Genomic DNA, 20948 nt, shown 5'->3' with positions numbered 1-20948 from the left:
GGTGGTCACTGTCAAGAAGCACCAACCCGCAGAGCCCGACCTTTGTTGACGCCAGAGTCAACCACGCCCGTGGTCGCGGTAGGAGCGTTTTTCGCAAACGCATAGGCAGATCTCAGCGGGCGCCGGCGACACAATGCGCCCGCCCGCCGCCCTCGGCGAACCCGGCGACGCCCGCAGCTACCGATGGATCCCCCATCTAGCTGGTGTTTTGCGGGAGGGACCCAGCCCAGTTCGACCCGCGCCCACCGGGCCGGACACCGCCCCGGGACGGCCCGGAGCGCACCCCGCCGGACCGGGTAGCGCGCCGGCAGGTGCAGCGTTGGCAATGCGGGAAGGTCATCTTGCTTATCGCTCCCCAGCCGAGATTCGGGCTGGTCAACCCGGTTCACCGGAACGGCACCGGGGCAGCCGCTTCGGTGTCGATGCGGAGAGCCGAACGGGGTCCGCGCGGCACCTGGATGCTGCTAGCATCGTGCGCTACTGCGTCGGTACCGGCGCAGATCCGGGCCCCCACTGGATGAGGATCGCGCGCGATGAGCGGCCCCAACTCGACGCCGGCCGAGTCGTCGGCCGTTCAGCAAACTCACTCCGGGGTGTCGGCGCGGCTGCGTTCCCGTCAGTTCCTGGGCCCGGTGGCGGCGATCGGCGGGATCCAACTGATGGCGTCGATGGACGGCCCCGTGGCCGTATTCGCTCTTGCCGAGATCCAGAGCGAACTGAACCTGTCCGACGCCGCCCGCAGCTGGGTGATCACCGCGTACCTGCTGACCTTTGGCGGACTGATCCTGCTGGGCGGCCGGCTGGGCGACACGCTCGGCCGCAGGCGAACCTTCCTCACCGGGGTCGCACTGTTCACCGTCGCCTCGGTCCTGTGTGGATTCGCATGGGACGGCGCAGTCCTCATCGCTGCCCGGTTGCTGCACGGTGCTGCTGCCGCGATCGTCGCGCCGACCTGTATGGCACTGGTGGCAACCACTTTTCCGAAGGGACCGGCGCGCAATGTCGCCGTCGCGGTTCTCGGGGCCACGGCCAGTGTCGGCGCTGTGTTGGGTCTGGTGGTCGGAGGCGTCCTCACCGAGGTGTCGTGGCGGCTCGCGTTCCTGGTGAACGTGCCGATCGGGCTGCTGGTCTTCGTCCTGGCCCGCACGATGCTCAAGGAGACGCGACGGCAGCCGATGAAACTCGACACCGTCGGCGCCGTGCTGGCGACACTGACATGTACCGCAACGGTGTTCGGGCTGTCGATGGGCCCGGTGAGCGGCTGGCTGTCGGCCGTCACGATCGGTTCGGGGTCGGTGGCGCTGGCCGCATTCGTCGCGTTCACGGTGGTGGAACGGACCGCAGCCAATCCCATCCTGCCGTTCAGCCTGTTCGCCGACCGTGACCGACTGGCGACCTTCGCGGCGATGTTCCTGGTCCGTGGCGTGGGTTTCACCCTCACCGTCCTGATCGCGGTGTATGTGCAGAACATCATGGGCTACAGCCCGATGGCCGCCGGGATCGGTTTCATCCCGTTCACCGTCGCGATGGCTGTCGGGGTGGGCACGGCGTCGCGGCTGGCGACGCTGTTCTCCCCGCGCGTGGTGGTCATCGCCGCGACTGCTGTGGTGCTCGGCGCCATCGTCTCGGGCGCCTCGATGCTCGAACCCGGTGTCCCGTACTTCCCGAATCTGGTGCTGCCCATCTCCGTCGGTGCGTTCGGACTGGGGTTGATCAGTGTCCCGCTCGGGCTGGGACTGCTCGCCAGCGTCGGCACCGACAGGATCGGGCCCACCTCGGCGGTTGCGGTCATGCTGCAGAGCCTCGGCGGACCGCTGGTGCTGGTGGTCGTTCAAGTCGCCATCACCTCGCGCACCCTGCAGCTGGGCGGGGTGGACGGACCGTCGACAGCCATGAACGCCGATCAGCTTCACGCGCTGGACCAGGGCTACATCTACGGGTTGCAGTGGCTGGCGGCGGCGGTGATCCTGCTGGGCGTGGCCGCGTTGTTCATCGGTTACAGCGCGCAACAGGTTGCACACGCACAGAAGGTCAAGGAGTCCATCGAACTGGACGATCCGTAGCTCCCCGGCGGGGACAGCGGGCCCCGCCGGGGAGTCAGTCGAATTCGCCGGTCAGACCGAATTCAGCCAGCGTGCGCTCGGCAAGGTCGCGCAGGTCCTGTTTGGTGGTGACGAATCCGGGGCGGTAGCCACAGATGTGAATGCCGACCTTGTTGGCCTCTGCACCGCAGCCGTAGAACAGCTGCAACTGGCTTCCCATCCTGTCGAGCCGCCGGCGGGTCAGCAGCTGGTCCACACCGCGCAGAAACGCGTAGTCGCACGGGGTGCCGTCCGGGCGGATCACCACCGGACCGACCTCACCCAGGCTCGAGCACACGACCGGCTGGTCGGGGTCGTCGATCGCGGAATCGACCATGTGCTTCCACGCCCGCTTCGGAGTGAACGGAGTCAGGGGAGCGAGCCTCGCCGACTCGTCGGTGGCTTCGCGGAGATCCTTGAGCGCCTGTTTGATAGCGGCACGGGCACTGCGCAGATCGGTCGTCACCTGTGACGGGTCGATCCTGAAGTGGGCAAAGGACACCGCAACTGCCCGGGTGTCGCCCTCGGACCGGTCGTTGACGACGAGAACCATCTTGACCGCGCCGTCGTCCTGCCCGCGCCCCATGCGTTCCCCGAGTTTCGCGGTCAGGGCCGCCGCCAACGTGCTGCCCGTACCGCCGAGAGCCGCCGCGCGGGCCTCCCACTCGTCCATGTTGGTACGAATCCAGATCCCGGGCATGGTGACGAGGTCGTCAGGCCCACCGGCCTGCCCGGCCCCCGGGTGCGACGCACTGCTCTGGCGGGCGGTGTCCCGGCGCCGCAGTCCGGCCTCCTTGATGGGCGCGACCGCCGCACGGAGCGCGCTGACCGTCGCCGGTAGATCCCGCGCCGCGTCACCGGCGTCCTGGATCAGCCCTTGGAGCAGCGGCCGCGCGTGTGGCGGTGGGTAGCCCTGACCACTCGTATCGCCCATCACCGCGAGCGCGACCGCGACCACCCCACCCACACCGTCGATCACGTAGTGCGACATCACCAGGGTGATCGCATATGTGCCGTCGGTGAACGGCAGGACGCTCAGACGCCAGGCGGGACCCGTTTCCGGGTCGAGCGGCATCCGCGCGCGTTCGTCGAGCCAGTCACCGAATTCGGAACGCGGGCGGGCGTGCTCAGCGATATCGAGTTCCGACGGCCTGCCATCGCAGACCCACCGGTCCCGCCCGAACGGCAGCTTTGAACGTTCGATACGCCGCCCCATCATTCCCTGCGCGAGATTCTGGTGGAACCGCTTCAGTGCGTCGAGGTCGATCGCTCGCTCGTAGACCCACACGACCTGCATGACTTCCTTCTGCCCCGCCGCGCGGTGGCCGGCGTAGAAAGCCTGGTCCAGGAACGCGAGCCGATTATCCGGTCGCAGTTCTGCTGTGGATGCGGGAGCGCTGGAAGAAGCACGCACGGGGCGTATCCGGACTGCCACTGATTTGCCTCCGATGACGCAGGATTCGCCCGCGAAGCCTGCTGAGGCATCCACCCGGTCGCGGGGCGACGCCGCAGCACGGGCATGGTCCTTGGCCGGGGCCGAACCGATTGACACGGCCAGAGTAGACGACGCGATGGCGCGACTCGGCAGAAAACGCAATCCGGAGCGCGGTAGCCGTCGGCCGGAGTGGATGGGCAGCCCAAAGCTCCCCGAATCGATTACCGCATCTCTATCCTGTCGCTGTGGACCCGAGCCGAAGCACTACGGCAGCCCGCCCGGTAGCTCTGTTCGTGCTGGGTTTCGGCCGCTCCGGAACATCGGCACTGGCGCGGGTGCTGTCACTGTGTGGCGCCGCGCTCCCGCCAAGGCTGTTGGGCGCCACCAAGGACAACCCGCGTGGCTACTGGGAACCGCGAATGGCGGTGCAGCTCAACGAAGAGATCCTGCGGAATCAGGGAAGCTCGGCCTACGACCTCTCACTGCACGATTCCGAGGGCTCGGCGCCCGACGCTGAAACGAAAGCCCGCTGGTTGGCCAAGGTCAGAACGTTCTTCGCCACGGTGCCGGCGGCACCGGTGGTCGTCATCAAGGAACCGAAGATCACGGCCCTGATCGGTTTGTGGTTCGAGGCGGCGCGGCTGTCCGGATTCGATGTCGCGGCCGTGGTTGCGGTACGTCACCCGACGGAAGCCATCGCGTCGATCGAAAAGCGCGCCCGCCGTCAGAATTACGTCGGTTCCTCACCGGAACTCGGTAGCGCCTGGTGGCTCAAGTACACCCTGCTCGCCGAACGAGACACCCGCGACGTGCCCCGGGTGTTCGTTGAATATTCGAACCTTCTGGAGGACTGGCGCCGGGAGGTCAAGCGGATTTCGACGGGCCTCGAGATCGATCTGGACCCGCAGCGGGCAGCAGATGCGATAGACGAGTTCCTCTCTGCGGATCTGAGGCACCACACCCACCGCGGACCGGTGACAGAGACCTTCGGAGCCGACTGGATGTCCAGCGTCTACCGGGCACTCAGTGCGGCCGCTCGAGACGATCCCTTTGATCAGGATGCTCTGGACCGTGTTTCGGAGGCCTACCGGATGAGTGAGGCCGGCTTTCGGACGGCGCTGGAGGATTCCCGGCGCTACCGCAAACTGAACCGGATCATGTTTCCGTGGATGGTGCGACTGGCTCTCGGCGCACTGGCGCTGGTTCACGGCCGCAAAGGGACCTGGTCCTAAGCTGATCCAGTCGAGCAGTAGGCCCGCCAGGCAAATTCGCGGCGAGTGCGCGCGAATCCGGCCGAGCGAGCCGAAACGTCGGTTTCGCTGCGTTGCCTGGTCGGGGCCGGGTTAGGCTCCCAGACCGCACGGTCATTGTGCGAAACACGGACGGGCAGTGAAGGGCCGGAACCACGCTGTGAAGATTGTGCTGGCTTTCTACGGAACTCGCGGCGATGTCGAGCCGGGCATCGCACTCGGGCGTGAACTCCTGCACAGAGGGCACGACGTGTGCATGGCCGTCCCGCCTGACCTCATCGGTTCGGTTGAGGCGGTCGGCCTGCCGGCGGTCGCCTACGGCCCGGACACGAAGGCATGGCTGGAGGAGACCCGGGACTTCTGGGCGTATTTCTTCCGCAACTTCTGGCGGGTTCGGGATGTGTTGCGGTTTCTGCGCGAATCCCGGGAGCCCGGGACGCGGTGCTGGGCGGACATGAGCGCGATGCTCACGTCGCTGACGGAGGACGCGGACCTGCTGGTGACCGGCGTCAGCTACCAGGAGCTCGCCGCCAATGTCGCGGAGTATCGCGATATCCCGTTGGCGACGGTGTTGTGGTTTCCGATCCGCGTCAACGGTCGGCTCATGCCCGCCCTGCCGGCACCGGTGACCCGCTCGCTGATGAGGGGGTACGAGTGGCTGGTGTGGCGAGGGGTGAGGAAGGTCGAGGATGCGCAGCGCCGGCACCTGGGCCTCGAGCGGGCAACGGCCCCGGCGCCGCGCCGGATCGCCGAACGTGGCTCCCTGGAGATTCAGGCCTACGAGGAGATCTGCTTCCCGGGCTTGGCTGCTGAATGGGCGAATGGATCCGGGTCACCGACGGTCAACAGGCCGTTCGTGGGCACGTTGACACTGGAGTCGTCGACGGCGGCCGACGCTGATGTGGCGTCGTGGATCGCCTCCGGGACGCCGCCGATCTGCTTCGGGTTCGGCAGCATTCCGGTCGAGTCGCCGGCGGAGATGATCGCGATGATCTCCGCGGCCTGCGCCCGGTTGGGCGAGCGGGCCCTGGTGTGCGCGGGCTGGACCGACTTCAGCGAGGCACGAGCATTCGACCACGTCAAGGTGGTCGACGCGGTGAACTACGCAGCGGTCTTCCCGCTCTGCCGGGCGGTGGTACACCACGGGGGCGCCGGTACGACGGCCGCGAGCCTGCGCGCCGGAGTCCCGACGTTGATCCTGTGGATGGCTGATGTCCAGGTGGTCTGGGGAGCGGCGATCAAGCGGTTGAAGGTGGGCACCGCGCGGCGCTTCTCGTCGGCGACCGAGGAATCGCTGGTCGCCGACCTGCGCACCATCCTGAATCCGCGGTACCTGACCAGAGCCCGCGAGATCGGGGCGCTGATGAGCAGACCCGCCGACAGCGTTTCGGCGGCCGCCGATCTTGCCGAGGACTTCGCCCGCGTGCGCAGTGACGGGTAACCAGCGAACGCCGGGCGCCCGGGTGGGCGACTCCGATCTCTTGCGGACCGCGCGGCGGTGAACATCGATGGGCACCGATCGGGCACCCTGCGCACATCCGGGCACGAACCGGTCGATCGCGGCCTCCTGGCCCGCCTACTGCTACCGAGGTGCGCCAATCTCAGGTTCGACACCCCTGCCCCCCAGTATCATCTGCACTCGTGATCGAGCTAGACGGCGTCGCCAAAACGTTCGGCGGGACAGTGCACGCATTGCAGGACGTGAGCTTCTCGGTCCCTGCCGGGTCGGTCTGCGCGCTTCTCGGTCATAACGGTGCGGGCAAGACCACCACCATAAAGATCTTGTCCACGTTGCTGCGGCCGACTTCTGGCCAAGCTGTTGTGGCCGGTCATGATGTTTGCCAGAACCCCGGCCAGGTGCGCGCCAGCATTGGTACCACCGGCCAGCTCGCCGCGCTCGACTGGCAGCTGACCGGCAGGGAGAACCTGGTGCTGTTCGGCCGGCTGCGGGGGATGCGGCGCAAACACGCGCAGCTGCGCGCCGATGCCCTGATCGAACAGTTCGAGATGTCGCACGCCGCTGACAGGCGAGTGGTCAACTACTCGGTCGGCATGCAGCGCCGGATCGACATCGCAGCTGCTCTTGTCGTTCTCCCGAAGGTGCTGTTCCTCGACGAGCCGACGACCGGGCTGGATCCCCGCAGCCGACGCGCGGTCTGGGACCTGGTGTCGTCGCTGTCGGTTCAGGGAGTCACGGTCCTGCTCACGACGCAGTACCTCGAAGAAGCCGATGTGCTCAGCGATTCGATCGTCGTCATCGATCAGGGTCGCGTCATCGCCCGCGGGACCGCCGAGGACCTCAAGCACCGGGTCGGATACAGCTACTGCACGGTGAGCCCGGTGGACCCGGCCGACCTGTCCAGAATCTTCCAGGCAGTCGCTGATCTGGAGGGCGCCGAAGCCGACTACGACGCGAGCACGGTGTCGGTGCTGGCACCCAACGGCGTCGCGACATTCAGTGAGGTCTTCCGCAGGGTCGACCAGCTCGGAGTCGAGCTGGCCGACATCTCGCTGCGCAAACCCTCTCTGGACGAAGCGTTCCTGCACCTCACTACAAGCGTTGTGACGTGACCGCGCTTGCGGCGCTGACCGAGCGGATGGTGCTCAGTCAGATTCGCGACGATCTGCCGTTCGCGATTCTGGCCCCCACCGGCTTCTTCGTCGTCTTCCATTTCGCGCTGCGCAATGTGATCGATACGGGTGAGACGAGTTACGCGCAATACCTGCTACCCGTCATCGTCATCCAGGTGGTCTTCCTCGGCGCGCTGACAACCGTGGACCGCGCGGTCGTGGATCAACAGTCCGGCTTCGGAGTCCGGCTGCGCACCCTGCCCATCCCCTCGGTCGTGCCACTGATGGCCCGCATGCTGTACTGCCTGTTCCGCGGGGCCATCGCCCTGCTCACCGCCATCGCGGTCGGGTACGTGTTCGGCTTCCGGATATTCGGCGGGATCGGCTACGCAGTGGCTTTCGCCGCTCTGGTCCTGGTGTTCACCCTGGCGCTGTCGCTGGGTGCCGACGCAACGGGGGCCGGTATCGCGGACTCCCAGATCGGCAGAAGCGGCGCATCGAGTCAGTTGCTCCTGATTCCCCAGTTGCTCCTGATCATGCTGTCCACGGGGATGGCCCCGGTCGAGTCGTTCCCCGACTGGCTGCAACCGTTCGTGCGCTACCAGCCCGTATCCCAGTTGACCGAAACCCTGCGCGGATTCGCTACCGGCGATGTCGTGATCAGCAATCTGACGATCAGCTTGGCCTGGTGTCTGGGGCTCCTGCTCGTGTTCGGCGCCATTGCGATGCGGATGCAGAGGCGGTCGCAATGAGCGTGAACACCGAACTGCGTAGTTCGCTGGCCGGCGAGAGCCTGCTGTTCGCCGGCCGGCTTCTGACCCATTGGCGCCGCGAGCCGCTGGTGCCGATCCAAGCTCTTTTGTTTCCAACCTTTTTGCTGCTCACCTACTACCTGCTGGTGGGCGAGTCCGCGATGAAGGTCACCGGCACAGACAGCCTGTACGGATTGGTTCCGACATGCGCCGTCGCCGGTGCGATGTTCGGGGCGCTGGCCGCCAGCCTCAACATTCGAGTCGAACGCGATTTCGGCCTGCTCACCCGGATGTGGGTGTTGCCCGTCAACCGGGCCAGCGCCCTGACCGGCAGGCTGCTCGCCGAGGCCGCTCGTACATTCGTGGCCTCGGCCATCATCACCGCGGTCGGTATCGGGCTCGGACTGCGCTTCCAGGGAAGCTGGCTGGCTCTCATCCCGTTCCTGTTGGTCCCTGTCATGGTCGCAGTCGTCTTCGCGACGGCGCTGGTGGCGATCGCGGTCCGTACGACGAACAGTGCGGCGATCATGTGGCTCGGGGTGCCGGCCATCGGCGCGGTGTTCGCGAGCTCCGGTACCCCGCCCGTGGAAATGCTGCCCACCTGGATGCAGCCGTTGATCCGCTTCCAGCCCATGTCACCGACGATCGAATCCATGCGGGCACTCGCCCTCGGGGACCCCGCGTTGTGGCCGCTGCTGCTGACATCGATCTGGGCGCTCGCTCTGGCCGCAGTCATCGTTCCGCTGGCCATCCTCGGCTACCGCAAAGCGGCAGAGTCAGGTAGCTGAAACCCCAGGCGCCCGCGGCGCTCCGAGAGGACAGCCTCAGATCCCACCCATTCCGTGAGCCACCATCGAGAACCCGAGCACCGCGAATATCGCGATCAGGATGTGGCGGCGGTGCGCCGATGCCCAGTCGTGTAGGAGCTTCAGCGCAGCCCGCGTTTTCGCCGGGGTGACCAGGTAGCTGACCAGAATGACCTCGACGACCGCGAGCATCGCGACGAGATATGCGGCAGCGGCGACCAGCTGCGCGCCCAGCGCCGCTCCCGAGGCAACGATGATCGCGAGCGCGAACAGCACCGCGTCGGGTCCGGGACCCACCAGCAGGCCGATCAACCAGGTCACCCACAGCGAGCCGTTCTCCCAGGCGTTGTTGGCGCGGCCGATCAGCCGACGTATCGCCGACCCGCCCTCGGCCGCGTCATCCTCAGCCCGATTCAGCGGCGACGATTGTGCGGACGCCGTATCCGGCTCGTCGAGCACAGCCGGGGAGCCCTGGGCCGCTACGCCTGCGGGGCGCCGACGCATCACCAAGCTCAAGGTCAACAAAACGGCGACCGACAGCGCGAACACCCCGAAGCCGACCTGGATGCGCTGGACAGTCGAACTGGCACCCGGATCAGCCCAGTCTTGGCTGAAAGACCGCAGCATCGGGGTGAACTGCAGCACCAACAGGGGCACGAACAGCACGGGAACGCCCACCGTCAGGCTGCCGGTCCAGTAGGCGAGCAGGTTCGGCAGCGGTCTTGGGCGGGAGATCACGAGTGCTGTGACTCCGAGGCGAACTGGATTGAGCATCCCCAGCACAGCCAGGAGCAGCAGCGAGCTCCACATGGGCGGGACCCTACCGGGTCGTCTGTGTGTCCATCGCCGATCCGCCGCATCGTCGTCGACCGTCCGACACCGACAAATCGACGCCTGTGACGATCTGTTCGGGGAAAGTGCGGAACACGCGGTCGATAGATGTCTAGACTCTGCCCGGGAGTACCGGTTTGCGAGATCAAGACCGGTTTGCGAGATCACCGCCGGTTTGCGAGATCAACACCGGTATGCGAGATAGGGGCAGCCGTGACTGTGACCGACTACGACGTCCGATCGCTGTACCTCGACCTGCTCCGGCGCAACCTGACCAGATACGGAATGCACGAGCGCACCCCGTCGGGTTGGCCACTGCAGCGTCGCCTCCTGCTGAAGACCGTCAACACTCTGACCCCGATACTCCGGGGCTCGAATGCGAAGGCCCAGCAGGCACGCGAATTAGGCCTGGACTGGCCGGCAGAGGCCGAGACGATGATCGGGATGCAGCGATTGACGAGTCTGCAGCACTGCGTCGAAACAGTGCTCGAGGAGGACATCCCGGGAGATCTGATCGAATGCGGGGTGTGGCGCGGAGGAGCGTGCATCCTGATGCGTGCGGTCCTGGCAGCCTACGGTGACGGCACCCGAAACGTGTGGCTTGCCGATTCGTTCCAGGGGGTGCCGCGCTCGGACCCGGCGAACTACAAAGCGGACAAGGGGATCAGGGCTGATTTCGCCGCCGGAATACTGGGGGTCTCGGAATCGGAAGTCCGCGCGAACTTCGAGCGCTACGGCCTGCTCGATGACCGCGTCCGTTTTCTGCCCGGGTGGTTCAAGGACACCCTTGCCGACGCCCCGATCGAGCGAATCTCGGTGCTGCGGCTCGACGGTGACCTCTACGAATCCACCATCCAGGCCCTTGATGCCCTCTATCCGAGATTGTCACCGGGCGGCTTCTGCATCATCGACGACTATCGGGCGGTGAAGGCGTGCGAGACGGCGGTCACCGATTACCGTACGAGGCATGGGATATCAGCACCCATCGTCGACATCGACGGGACAGGCGTGCTGTGGCGCAAGTAGTGATCCGGGTCGAGCACTCACCTCGAGCACGTGTCTGACACCGAGGCCCCGATACGGATCGGCATCCTGGGGGCAGCGCGCATTGCGCCTGCGGCGATCATCAAACCCGCCAGGAAACACAGCGAGGCGGTGGTGGCGGCCGTCGCCGCGCGCGATGGCTCACGCGCGCGATCGTTCGCCGGCAAGCACGGCATCGCCCGGGTGCACGACAGCTACGAGGCGCTGATCGCCGACCCGGATCTCGACGCGGTGTACAACCCGCTTCCGAACGGGCTGCACGGCAGATGGACGCGCGCAGCGCTCGAGGCCGGCAAGCATGTGCTGTGCGAGAAACCCTTCACCGCCAACGCCGCCGAGGCACGCGAGATCGCCGCGCTGGCTGCGGCTTCGGACAGGGTGGTGATGGAGGGTTACCACTACCGCTACCACCCGTTCGCCCTGCGTGTCGAAGAGATCATCGGCTCAGGTGAACTGGGCAGGCTGCAGCGGGTGGAGGCGGCGTCCTGCTTCTGGCTGCCGAAGTTCTCCGATATCCGGTACGACTACAGGCTGGCCGGCGGCTCGCTGATGGATCTCGGCTGCTATGCGGTCGACATGGTTCGCACATTCGGCGGCTCGACCCCGGAAGTCACGTCCGCGCAGGCGAAGCTGCGTGGTCCGCAACTGGACCGGGCCATGACGGCCGAATTGCGTTTTCCCGGCGGATACACCGGTAGTGTCCGCTGCTCGATGTGGTCATCGGACCTGCCCCACTTCACCGCTAGGGTGGTTGGTGACCGCGGCGAACTGCGGCTCAATCCGCTGATACCGTTCCAGCGATTCTCGGTTCGATCGGCGAACGGAAAGCGCGTGGAACATTTTCCGCTTCGGGCAACCTACGAGTATCAACTGGATGCCTTCGCCGCCGCGGTGCTGCGCGGAGAGCCGATCCGGACGACACCCCAGGACGCGGTCGAGAACATGACCGTCATCGATTCGATCTACGAAGCCGCCGGCCTCGAACCACGCATGCCGGCCTGATCGGCGCTGCCACGATCTCGGTCGGCAGCGCCGCGCGGGAAAGCCAGGCGTCGACGGTGCGCGAGAAGAGATCCGGATGGCGTAGCGGCCAGTCGTGGCGCATCCCGACTGCGACCCGCTCGGTTCCGTTCGGCATCAGCCGCGCGAGCGCAGCCGCCCGCCGGCGAACCACCGGCCATTCCTTGGTGCCGGTGAGAAACAGTGTGGGGGTGCCGGATCTCTCCAGTCCACTGGGAGCAGCGAAACCCACCGACGCCGCGACGATGTGGCCGACCGCCCCGCCCGACCTGAGACTCAGGTCCTGACGATAGTCGGTGACATTCGCAGCAGGAATCGGAATTTCGCGAGCCTCGAATCCCCGGTTGACCATCCACCGGAACGATGCGGTTCGGGCGAGCCGACCCGCCACCCGTTGTGCAAATCGGCCGCCCGGCAGCGTGTTGACGATCGCGCCGCACAGCACCGCGCGGTCGACGACGCCGGGCTCGGCCGCCAGCACCTGCATTCCGACCTGGGCCCCGAGGGAGAATCCCACCAGGTGCGCCCTCCCGCCGGCCCGGGACCGGATCAGGTCGGCCACAGCACCGGCGGCTCGGGTCATCTCGAAAGGTCCTTGGCCTGCGCTCTTCCCGTACTGCGGAAGGTCGGGCACCAAGCAACGGTATCGCTGGTATCGCAGCATTCGTTCGACCACGGGTGCCCAGGACCAACCGCTCATCCTCCCTCCGTGCAGCAAGACGAGGGTGGGCGCCTCCAACGGACCTGATTCACGCACAAACAGATCCACGAAACCATGCTACTCGCGGCGCGAGGCCCCGAGCCTGCCCGTGGATCAGTTCGCGAAATGGGCCTGATCGACGTGGTGGGCCACCCGCAGGGCGTTGGCCGCCACCGTCAGGCTGGGGTTCAGCCCGGTACTGGAGGGAAAGAACGAGGAGTCCACGACATAGAGGTTGTCGACTTCGTGGGAGCGGTTCTGCGCGTCCAGCACACTGGTGTCGGGATCGGTGCCGAAGCGGCACGTACCGCACACGTGGCCGAGCGCGGTGTTGTTCTCCCCGGTTCGCAGCGTGAGACTGCGGAACGGCGCCAACACATCCTTCACCTGTCGCAGAAATGTTGCGCGGCGCTCGACCTCGCTGGGGTGCAGACGATATTGAAGTCGAAGTCGCTGGCGGCCGTCGGAACCGGGATCGGCACTGGGCAGCACACGATTGTCGAGATACGGGAGATCTTCCATGATCGCGGCCAAGATCAGCCCACCGGTGAAGAACTTCTCGTAGAACGGTCGCGCAGCGGGGCTCAACAGACGCATGGCCTTGGCTCCCCAGCCCGGGTGGTTTGTCAGCATCTCCATCGGTGCCAGTGTCGTCATGGCACCCGCCGACTGGACGGTGCCGAGTTTCTGGCCCTCGAAGAAGTAGAAGTCGTTGAGCCCGAGTTCCTTGTTCTCGGCGGTGATCCTGCAACCGGGTTCCGGCCAGACCTCGATCCAGTCCAGCAGGTGCCGCATGAGGTTGCGCCCCACCCAGTCTGAGCCGTTGGCCACACCGCGCGGCCAGTCACCGGATCGCGAGTTGAGCAGCAGCAGTGGAGTGGCCAGGGCCCCGGCGGCGAGCACCACGACCTTGCCCTTCAATGTCAGCGTAGTGCCGCGGCGCTCACAGATGACCCGCCGGACGTGCGTGCGGTCAGCGTCCAACCGCAGCACCCGGCAGTCGGCCAGCAACTGCGCACCATGCTCGGCCACAGCCGGCTGCACGCCATTGCGGCCGGCCTCGTTCTTGCACGTCCTCGCGCACAAATAGGCCTGGCAGGTCACGCATCCCTCGGTGTAGTCACAGGCCATCGGCAAGCGGTATGGATGCAGCCCGCGCCCGGCCAGATAGTCGGCCAGCAGCTGGTTCTCGGCTGAGAACGGTGGCGCGGTGGGCAAACCCCCGGCGGGCGGCCGCAGCGGATCGGGCCCGCCCCGGACGCCGAGTAACCGCTCGGCTTCGCCGTACCACGGAGCCATCTGCTCGTAGGTGACCGGCCAGGCGTCGGGGATGGTTGAGTCACCCGGGTCACCGAAGTACTGCCGGGGGGTGAAGTCCTCGGCGAAGAACCGCTCGCACACCATGCCGTACAGCGCCGAGGATCCGCCCGTCCCGCTTCCGATGAAGGGGATGAATCGTTTCGAGAACCGTCCGCTGATGTCTTCGATCTCGTCGGTGGACCGACCGGCGCGGGCCAGGGCGTCGAAGTAGGTCGCCGTGGACTGACCCGCGTGCGGTTCGGCCACCTCGGGCATGGCTGACCGAATCGTGTCGGGGACTTCGGGCAGCGCAGAGCGTCCTTTTTCGACGAACAGCACCTTTCGGCCGGACTGGGCCAGCCGGCGGCCGAGCATGCCACCGCCCATGCCCGTTCCGACGACGATCACGTCCCACAGCACGCGTTCTGCGCTGTCGGCAGTCAAGTCGCCATCAGCCACAATCGAGCTCCTCAGCGTGATGACCCAAAGATTGCTCTAGCCTTGGGCGATTCAGGATCGTAACATCGGATTCGACTGATACAGCAACAGATTGTGGGGCTGCGCTTCATGCAAGGCGGCAGTACACCGCACTCGAGGGGGCTTTACATGCGCAGTGCGCGTCGCGCGACTGTCGTGGCGGTATCAGCACTCGTGGTCGCTACCGTCGTGACCATCGCGGCGACCATGCCGCCGATTTTCACCTTCGCCGCACTCGCGGGAACGACCCTGCTCATCATGGGCGGCACGGGACATTCGCTGGCGACACCACCGGACACGATTCCGTACGTGCAGCAGTACATCGGCATGGCCGAAAACGACTATGTGCTGCCCTCCGCGACCGGGACCGACTCCACGGGAATCCCGGACGGGCCCTACAACAGCGTCGCCGTCATCACTCCCGAAGAGCATGCACCGAACTACGGAACCCTCACCTTGGGGGAGTCGATCGCCCAAGGCCTGGCCAATCTCGACAACTGCATCACCTCCGAGGTCTGTCACTACAACGAGAACATCGCGTCCTCCGCGCCGTCCCCGGCCGACTCGTTCGTGGTCTTCGGATACTCGCAGAGCGCCACCATCGCAATGCTGGAGAAGGCCAGGCTCACGGCCCAGTACGCGGCGGGCGACGGCCCAGACGTGTCTTTCGTCGTGATCGGCAATGCGCGACCGAACGGGGGGCTGGGTACCCGCGACACCACCGGAATCGTGGCGGCCACACTGTTCGGGGTACCGCATCACGAGCAGATCACCGAGCCGGCTCCGACCGACACCCAATACTCGACCGTCGACATCGCGATCCAGTACGGCTTCACCGATATCCCGTTGAATCCGCTCAACCTGCTCGCAGACCTCAATGCCTACATGGGGATCGTCCTGCTGCACACCACCTACGGCGACCACAGCCTCGACGATCCCGGCGTGGTCGATCAGGGGCAGTACGGTGACACCCACTACTACATGATCGGCACCGACATCCTCCCGATCCTGCACCCCGTGCAGGGCATCCCGGTGGTCGGACCTGCGCTGGCCGATTCGTGGGACCCGGTGCTGCGTGTGATCGTCGAGTCCGCCTACGACCGCAGCATCAGCCCGGGCAAACCGACCCCGTTCGATCCGCTGTACTTCGAGAACCCCATCACGTTCGCCAACGACCTTCTGGTGGCGATCCCGACTGGACTCGACAACGGCATCGAGCACCTCACCGGGGTACGCCCGCTGAGCACCCAGCGGCCCGACGCATACGGCGTCGGCGGCCCGGAGGGCGATTCCGCACCGCCGGAACCGGCCGCGATCAGCGACCCGAGTGCGGCTCCGACCGTCTCGCCGGTGTCGACGTGTACCGATTGTTCGGCACCGGTGTCCGAACAGCCCGGCGACGAGATCGATGAGCTCGTCGAGGCCGAGCCGGTGGACACAGACCCCTCGACGGTGTTCTCCGAACCGTCGGATGACAGCGCCGATGTCGAAGAAGCTGCTGACACCGCCGCGGATGATTCACGCCACGCGGACAACTCGAGTAGCGCTGAGACGTCGGCGAAAACCTCAGCCGGTGATTCGGGCTCGTCCAGTAGAGGCAAGCCTGGCGCTCGCAGTGCCGATCGTCAACAAAGGCCTAGTGCGGCGGCGAGTTCGTCGTCATGACGGTCCCGCCCGAAGCGTTGTGACGCCGCCAGTGCTCCGCGGGCCAACTCTCGACGCAACTGCTCGTCTGCTTCGAGTCTCATCAGATTGGCCGCGAGTTGCTCGGCGTCGCCGGCGGGGCTGAGCAGTCCGGTGACGCCGGGCGCGATGATCTCAGGAGTACCGCCCGAATCGGTCCCGCATACCGGCAGTCCCGCCCTCATCGCCTCCACGGTCACCCGCCCGAACGCCTCGGATTCGCTGCACATGAGCCCGACGTGGGCGGCTGACCAGTGCGGTCGGAGATCGCGGGTCGGTTCGTGGATGCGGACCAGATCTGTGACGCCCAGCGTCTCGGCGAGGATGCGTAGCGGTTTGTGGCTGCCCGCTCCGATCAGCGTCAACTCGATATCGACGCCGGCCCGGCGGGCGGCGGAGACAGCCTGGATCGCAAGGTGCTGCCCCTTGGATTGCGAGAAATAGCCGACGAGCAGGACTCGCATGGGCTCCCCGGGCCGGCGCTCCGAGGCTGTCGCGAGGGGAGTGTCGACCACCGGATAGACCACATGCGTGGTCATCGACGGATCCTGCGCCAGCAGGGCGAGCTCGACCGCCCGTGAATTGCAGATCACCGACTCCGACAGTCGGCCGATGAGCCGAACGGTCCTGCGGTAGCCGAGGAGGAACCACAATCGGTGGTCATCTCTGCCGAACTCGCGGACGACCCAGTGGTGGGGGATACCGAGCAGGGCGGCCGCGATCGCGTGGGACGGGATCGTCATGGTGTTGCTGAGCACCAGTGCCGGACGCAGCCGCCTCAGCAGCAGCACCGCCTGCACGATGCCCGGGATCAGGATGATGCTGTAGGGCACCGCGCCGACCAACGCATGCAGGTCGAAACCAGCGGTTCGCGACCACTTGCCGAAGGCCCACCATGGCGTCCAGGCAGTCAGCGTGGTGACTTCGTACCGGGCGCAGTCCGCCGCCAGATCTCCCTTCTGGGGAAATACGGCAAAGAGCTCGACGTCCGGGCGTTTACTTCGAAGCGCTCGCAGGATGTCCCGGAATCCGATCACGCCACCACCGCCGAAGTTGCTGACGTTGGAGACCACGACGACCCGGGGCACCGGACTGCCGCCAGGCGAGGATGATCGATTCGTGCTGAGCCGCATCCGCGCGCGGCGCAGTGCGTCACGAGCGAACATGCCCGGAGTGTATGGGACGCAGAACCGACATTGACCGATATCGGTGCCACCCGATGGTGTTTGGCGTAGTGTTCATCGTGGCCCGGCGGTGCCCGTGCACGCCGAATTGAGCAAATTCGGACGAGGTTCCGGTTGCACGCCACGAGACGGTGACGGCCACGCAGGGAGTGACTGAGATCTTGGTGATCACGGGCGGAGCAGCGCTTCGATGACGAACGTCATGCCGCTGCCGGACACTGCCATGGTGACGTTGTGGTGTCGCGCAAGTGAGGCGTCACGGCCCGACGCCATCATCGACGACCCGCTGGCGATCAGCCTGGTCGATTCGATCGACTACGACTTCAACAGGTTCAAACTCGCCGCCGACGGTCAGGACCTCGCCATCCGGGCCCTGGCGTTCGACGAGAACACCCACCGCTACCTCGCCGATCACCCGAATGCCACGGTCGTCGCGCTCGGCGAGGGCATGGAGACGAGCTTCTGGCGCCTCGACGCCGCCGGACTCGGCGATGGGTTTCGTTGGCTCACCGTCGATCTACCGCCGAACATCGAACTCCGTGAGCGGCTGCTACCGCATTCCCCGCGCATTTCGAGCTGCGCGCAATCGGTACTGGATTTCAGCTGGATGGACCGGGTGGACCCGGAAGGCGGGGTGTTCATCACCGCCGAGGGACTCCTGCCGTACCTGGAGCCGGCCGACGCGCTCGGTTTGATTCGCGAGTGCGCCCGTCGTTTCCCCGGTGGGCAGATGATGTTCGACCTACCGCCGAAGTCCCAGGCCATGCTGGCGGCGCGGCATCGGTTGTGGAAGGTGCTGCGGCAGGATTGGCCACGAACCCCGTTCAGCCTGTCACCGGGGGAGTTGGCCGACCTCAACGACCTGGTGCCCAGGGTTCGGGCCGTCCACAACCTTGCGCTTCCGCAGGGGCGTGGCGCGTTGTTCGGCCACCTGTTGTGGCAGACCCGGCACCACCCCGTGTATCGACCTCTTCGACGGTTGGTGGGACTCGGTTTCCCGGTGCTGGCAATGCTGGCCCTGGTTGAGTTCGACCCCGCGCCCGGCGCGAGCGACCCGGAAGGTTAGGTCTGCGATGAAGATCGCGCTCGCTTGCCACGGCGTACGTGGTGACGTCGAGCCCACTGTTGTCATAGGCCGCGAGCTGTTGCGCCGCGGCCATGAGGTCGCCATCGCCGTGCCGCCCAACGTGGTCGGCTTCGCCGAATCAGCCGGGCTCGCTGCGATCGCGTGGGGCGAGGACTCGCAGGTAATGATGGATGCCCAACGCGACTACTGGTCGTGTCTGTTCCGGACGCCCTGGCGAGCAAGAGATCTGGACAGGATGGGACGCGAGATCGGGGAGATAGTCTCCCGGTGCTGGACCGCGGAAGCCTTTTCGACGCTGGCCGAGCTCGCCGAGGGCGCCGACCTGATCATCGCCGGTTACGGTTTCGAACAGTTCTCGGCGAACGTCGCCGAGTACTACGGCATTCCGCTGGCCACCGTGCATTTCTTCCCCACCAGGGCAAACGGGAGGGTGTTGCCGCTCCTACCAGCAACGTTGGGCCACGCGGTGATGCGGGCCTATGAGCGGTTGTCCTGGAGCGGCCCGGTCAAGGAAGTCGAGGATGCTCAGCGCCGCGGGCTTGGCCTGCCCGAAGCGGCAACTCCGTGGCCAGACCGCATCGCAGAGCGCGCCTGTCTCGAGATTCAAGCATATGACGAGGCGGTCGTCCCCGGACTGGCGGCCGAGTGGGCGAAATGGGGTGGCCAGCGGCCCTTTGTCGGAACATTGACGCTGGAATCACCGACGGAGGCCGACGAGGAGGTCGCCACCTGGATTGCGGAGGGAAGCGCACCGGTCTTCTTCGGGTTCGGCAGCGTGCCGATCGGCTCGCCGGCCGAGACGATCGCAATGATCAGCGCCGTCTGCGAGCAGCTCGGTGAACGAGCTCTGGTCGGCGCCGGCGCCACCGACCTCAGCGGCGTCCGCAACCGCGATTGCATCAAGTTTGTGGGCCAACTGAACTACGCAACGACCTTCCCGGCCTGTCGCGCCGTTGTGCACCACAGCGGCGCCGGAACCATCGCCGCATGCCTGCGGGCGGGGGTGCCGCAGGTCGGCCTTTGGACCCTGCCTGACCAGGCATTGCGGACGCGCCAGCTCAAGCGATTGAAGGTGGGAGCCGGGCGACGGTTTTCGACGACCACCGAGAGAACCTTGCTCGCAGACCTCCGCCGGACACTCGACCCCCAGTACCTCGCCAACGCCCGCGCCCTCGCGCAGCAAATGACGCAGCCGTCCGAAAGCGCGGTTGCCGCTGCTGACCTTGTTGAAGAGTTCGCGCGCCTCGGTCGCGTCGGCTGACCGGGCGGACGGGTCGCTACCAGCGGAGCAGGCGATCTGTCCGGAGACCAAGGTTTGCAGGCACCCGGACTGTCAATTCTGAGCAATCTCGCGATGCTGCCTCCCTTTGGCGATTGATCGTTGTATTGTGCGCCCGAAGTCACTTTTGGCGAAGTTCCTGGCGAACCAGGTGGCACACGGAATGGGCAGGTGAGCCAGCGCCGGACAGTGGGATTCGATCGACCTGTGGCGATTCTGCGTCGGCGAGACAACCTGGGTAGTTCACTCGGGCGGATGAGGTGAGATGAGCGCGGATCCAAATGTCGCAGGGTCGGGGGAGGGCGCCGGACGGTCAGAACGGCCCCGCAAGACCATCCTCAAACTCGGCGACGAGTTCGATCCCAAAAACAATGCCCTGAATGCCTGGCGATTGGCGATGGCCACAGGGGTGATACTTTGGCACTCCTGGCTTGTCACCGGGCGCCAGGTATCGTTCGAACCAGCCCATCAGCTTCTCAGGGATGTGTGGGTGGACGGATTCTTTGCAATCTCGGGATTCCTGATCACCTGGAGCTGGTTCAAAAGACCGCGCCTGAGAGACTATTTCGCGGCCAGAGGGCTACGCCTACTTCCCGCGTTCTGGATCTGCCTGATCGTGGTGGCATTCGTCATCGCACCGACCGCCGTGGCGATTCAGGGCGGCGCTCCAGCCAACCTGCTGCTGTCTTCGGGGCCGATCGACTATGTCCTGCAGAACAGCGCCCTGCTTATCAAGGTCAACGATATCGACGGCACCCCACTGGGGGTTCCGCGCCCTGGAGAGTGGAACAGCTCGCTGTGGACCCTCTACTGGGAGGCATTGTGTTACATCGCCATTGCCGTCCTCGGGGTGACCCGACTTCTTGCTCGCCGATGGGTGATCCCACTGTTGCTGGCGATGGCTGTGCTCTGGTCGATGCAACTGCCGTCGATGAGCGCAATCGTCGAAGCGCCCCCCGGCGAGAGGCCGCAGATCGACGCGGCGACGGAGCTGCTGATCGCCCAAGGAGCAGCGGCACGCTTCGCGGTCATGTTCCTCGCCGGAGCACTGCTCTATCAGTTGCGCAACGTGATTCCCGCTCGATGGTCGTTGGTCGCGCTCAGTGTCGCCATAGTCCTGCTTGCCAGCCTGCTGCCGAACTACCGTGTGATCGCCGCCTTCCCACTGGCCTACGCACTGATCGCTTCAGGCGCCCTCATCCACAACCCGCGTTTCAGGTTGCGCACCGATCTGTCCTACGGTGTGTACATCTACGCCTTTCCGATGCAACAGCTCCTGGTCATCTGCGGGCTAGCGTTTCTGGCGCCGCCACTGTTCGCTATCGTCGCCACTGCGGTCACCGTGCCGTTGGCCGCTCTGAGCTGGTTCTTGATCGAAAAGCCCGCGATGTCGCTGAAATCGCGCCTGCTGAGGAGAAGCCCTCCGGCGACGAGCGCCGATTGACTCGC

General features: G+C 65.9%; 17 protein-coding genes. 12 read left to right on the top strand and 5 right to left on the bottom strand.

The annotated features are described in order from the left end of the window. The first annotated feature begins 659 nt into the window (after positions 1-659). Entirely contained in the window at positions 660-2063 is a 1404-nt protein-coding gene (locus tag ACXAID_RS07285; protein WP_475021531.1) for an MFS transporter, read from the top strand. Positions 2064-2097: 34 nt separating this feature from the next. Here ACXAID_RS07285 and ACXAID_RS07280 read toward each other — a convergent pair whose 3' ends face one another. Then, positions 2098-3378 carry a wax ester/triacylglycerol synthase domain-containing protein gene (locus ACXAID_RS07280; RefSeq protein WP_475021523.1) on the bottom strand — a complete coding sequence of 427 codons (1281 nt, stop codon included), beginning with the start codon at positions 3376-3378 and terminating at the stop codon, positions 2098-2100. A gap of 383 nt (positions 3379-3761) precedes the next feature. Here ACXAID_RS07280 and ACXAID_RS07275 point away from each other — a divergent pair, with 383 nt between their 5' ends. The 5 genes from ACXAID_RS07275 (at position 3762) to ACXAID_RS07255 (ending at position 8877) form a co-directional block, all read left to right on the top strand. After that, positions 3762-4748, top strand: coding sequence for a sulfotransferase family protein (locus ACXAID_RS07275; RefSeq protein WP_475021522.1), 987 nt, complete (start codon positions 3762-3764; stop codon positions 4746-4748). 178 nt (positions 4749-4926) lie between these two features. Then, the gene (locus tag ACXAID_RS07270; protein ID WP_475021521.1) at positions 4927-6207 is read left to right on the top strand and encodes a glycosyltransferase; all 1281 of its coding nucleotides are present in this window, start codon (positions 4927-4929) and stop codon (positions 6205-6207) included. 149 nt (positions 6208-6356) lie between these two features. Continuing rightward, complete coding sequence (locus ACXAID_RS07265) at positions 6357-7337, top strand: ATP-binding cassette domain-containing protein (RefSeq protein WP_475021520.1); 981 nt, start codon at positions 6357-6359, stop codon at positions 7335-7337. Then, positions 7334-8089 (top strand): ABC transporter permease, encoded by a 756-nt coding sequence (locus ACXAID_RS07260; protein ID WP_475021519.1) that lies wholly within the window; start codon positions 7334-7336, stop codon positions 8087-8089. The genes ACXAID_RS07265 and ACXAID_RS07260 overlap by 4 nt, the downstream gene beginning before the upstream one ends. After that, positions 8086-8877, top strand: a complete 792-nt coding sequence (locus tag ACXAID_RS07255; RefSeq protein ID WP_475021518.1) for an ABC transporter permease — start codon at positions 8086-8088, stop codon at positions 8875-8877. The genes ACXAID_RS07260 and ACXAID_RS07255 overlap by 4 nt, the downstream gene beginning before the upstream one ends. A 36-nt stretch (positions 8878-8913) precedes the next feature. Here the strand turns inward: ACXAID_RS07255 and ACXAID_RS07250 are convergent, their stop codons facing one another. After that, the gene (locus ACXAID_RS07250; protein WP_475021517.1) at positions 8914-9705 is read right to left on the bottom strand and encodes a GAP family protein; all 792 of its coding nucleotides are present in this window, start codon (positions 9703-9705) and stop codon (positions 8914-8916) included. Between the two features lie 234 nt (positions 9706-9939). Between ACXAID_RS07250 and ACXAID_RS07245 the strand changes: the two genes are divergently transcribed. Both ACXAID_RS07245 and ACXAID_RS07240 read left to right on the top strand, forming a co-directional pair. Next, positions 9940-10752, top strand: coding sequence for a TylF/MycF/NovP-related O-methyltransferase (locus ACXAID_RS07245; RefSeq protein ID WP_475021516.1), 813 nt, complete (start codon positions 9940-9942; stop codon positions 10750-10752). A gap of 30 nt (positions 10753-10782) precedes the next feature. Further along, positions 10783-11772 (top strand): Gfo/Idh/MocA family protein, encoded by a 990-nt coding sequence (locus tag ACXAID_RS07240; protein ID WP_475021515.1) that lies wholly within the window; start codon positions 10783-10785, stop codon positions 11770-11772. Here ACXAID_RS07240 and ACXAID_RS07235 read toward each other — a convergent pair. Both ACXAID_RS07235 and ACXAID_RS07230 read right to left on the bottom strand, forming a co-directional pair. After that, the gene (locus tag ACXAID_RS07235; protein WP_475021530.1) at positions 11720-12547 is read right to left on the bottom strand and encodes an alpha/beta fold hydrolase; all 828 of its coding nucleotides are present in this window, start codon (positions 12545-12547) and stop codon (positions 11720-11722) included. The two genes, ACXAID_RS07240 and ACXAID_RS07235, sit on opposite strands and share 53 nt — an antisense overlap. A gap of 57 nt (positions 12548-12604) precedes the next feature. Next, on the bottom strand, positions 12605-14248 hold the full coding sequence (locus ACXAID_RS07230) for a GMC oxidoreductase (protein ID WP_475021514.1): 1644 nt from the start codon (positions 14246-14248) through the stop codon (positions 12605-12607). Positions 14249-14455: 207 nt separating this feature from the next. Between ACXAID_RS07230 and ACXAID_RS07225 the strand changes: the two genes are divergently transcribed. Then, a complete protein-coding gene (locus tag ACXAID_RS07225; RefSeq protein ID WP_475021513.1) occupies positions 14456-15931 on the top strand; it encodes a PE-PPE domain-containing protein in 1476 nt (491 codons plus the stop codon). Here ACXAID_RS07225 and ACXAID_RS07220 read toward each other — a convergent pair. Next, the gene (locus ACXAID_RS07220) at positions 15892-17115 is read right to left on the bottom strand and encodes a glycosyltransferase family 4 protein (RefSeq protein WP_475021512.1); all 1224 of its coding nucleotides are present in this window, start codon (positions 17113-17115) and stop codon (positions 15892-15894) included. The two genes, ACXAID_RS07225 and ACXAID_RS07220, sit on opposite strands and share 40 nt — an antisense overlap. A 208-nt stretch (positions 17116-17323) precedes the next feature. Here ACXAID_RS07220 and ACXAID_RS07215 point away from each other — a divergent pair, with 208 nt between their 5' ends. The 3 genes from ACXAID_RS07215 (at position 17324) to ACXAID_RS07205 (ending at position 20943) form a co-directional block, all read left to right on the top strand. Then, on the top strand, positions 17324-18199 hold the full coding sequence (locus tag ACXAID_RS07215) for a class I SAM-dependent methyltransferase (protein ID WP_475021511.1): 876 nt from the start codon (positions 17324-17326) through the stop codon (positions 18197-18199). Between the two features lie 7 nt (positions 18200-18206). Then, on the top strand, positions 18207-19481 hold the full coding sequence (locus ACXAID_RS07210) for a glycosyltransferase (RefSeq protein ID WP_475021510.1): 1275 nt from the start codon (positions 18207-18209) through the stop codon (positions 19479-19481). Between the two features lie 283 nt (positions 19482-19764). Then, positions 19765-20943: an acyltransferase family protein gene (locus tag ACXAID_RS07205; protein WP_475021509.1), complete on the top strand. Its 1179-nt coding sequence runs from the start codon at positions 19765-19767 to the stop codon at positions 20941-20943. The last annotated feature ends 5 nt before the right edge of the window (positions 20944-20948 follow it).

The sequence above is a fragment of the Mycobacterium sp. ABE4_509 genome (assembly GCF_056160785.1).
Note: the sequence above shows the minus strand (reverse complement) of the source record. Positions and strands in the feature narration are given on the sequence as shown.

Coding starts and splice junctions, on each gene's coding strand:
- ACXAID_RS07280 (WP_475021523.1), bottom strand. CDS start 3,378: ATGCAGGTCGTGTGGGTCTACGAGCGAGCGATCGACCTCGACGCACTG.
- ACXAID_RS07205 (WP_475021509.1), top strand. CDS start 19,765: ATGAGCGCGGATCCAAATGTCGCAGGGTCGGGGGAGGGCGCCGGACGG.
- ACXAID_RS07215 (WP_475021511.1), top strand. CDS start 17,324: ATGACGAACGTCATGCCGCTGCCGGACACTGCCATGGTGACGTTGTGG.
- ACXAID_RS07210 (WP_475021510.1), top strand. CDS start 18,207: ATGAAGATCGCGCTCGCTTGCCACGGCGTACGTGGTGACGTCGAGCCC.
- ACXAID_RS07250 (WP_475021517.1), bottom strand. CDS start 9,705: ATGTGGAGCTCGCTGCTGCTCCTGGCTGTGCTGGGGATGCTCAATCCA.
- ACXAID_RS07285 (WP_475021531.1), top strand. CDS start 660: ATGGCGTCGATGGACGGCCCCGTGGCCGTATTCGCTCTTGCCGAGATC.
- ACXAID_RS07220 (WP_475021512.1), bottom strand. CDS start 17,115: ATGTTCGCTCGTGACGCACTGCGCCGCGCGCGGATGCGGCTCAGCACG.
- ACXAID_RS07255 (WP_475021518.1), top strand. CDS start 8,086: ATGAGCGTGAACACCGAACTGCGTAGTTCGCTGGCCGGCGAGAGCCTG.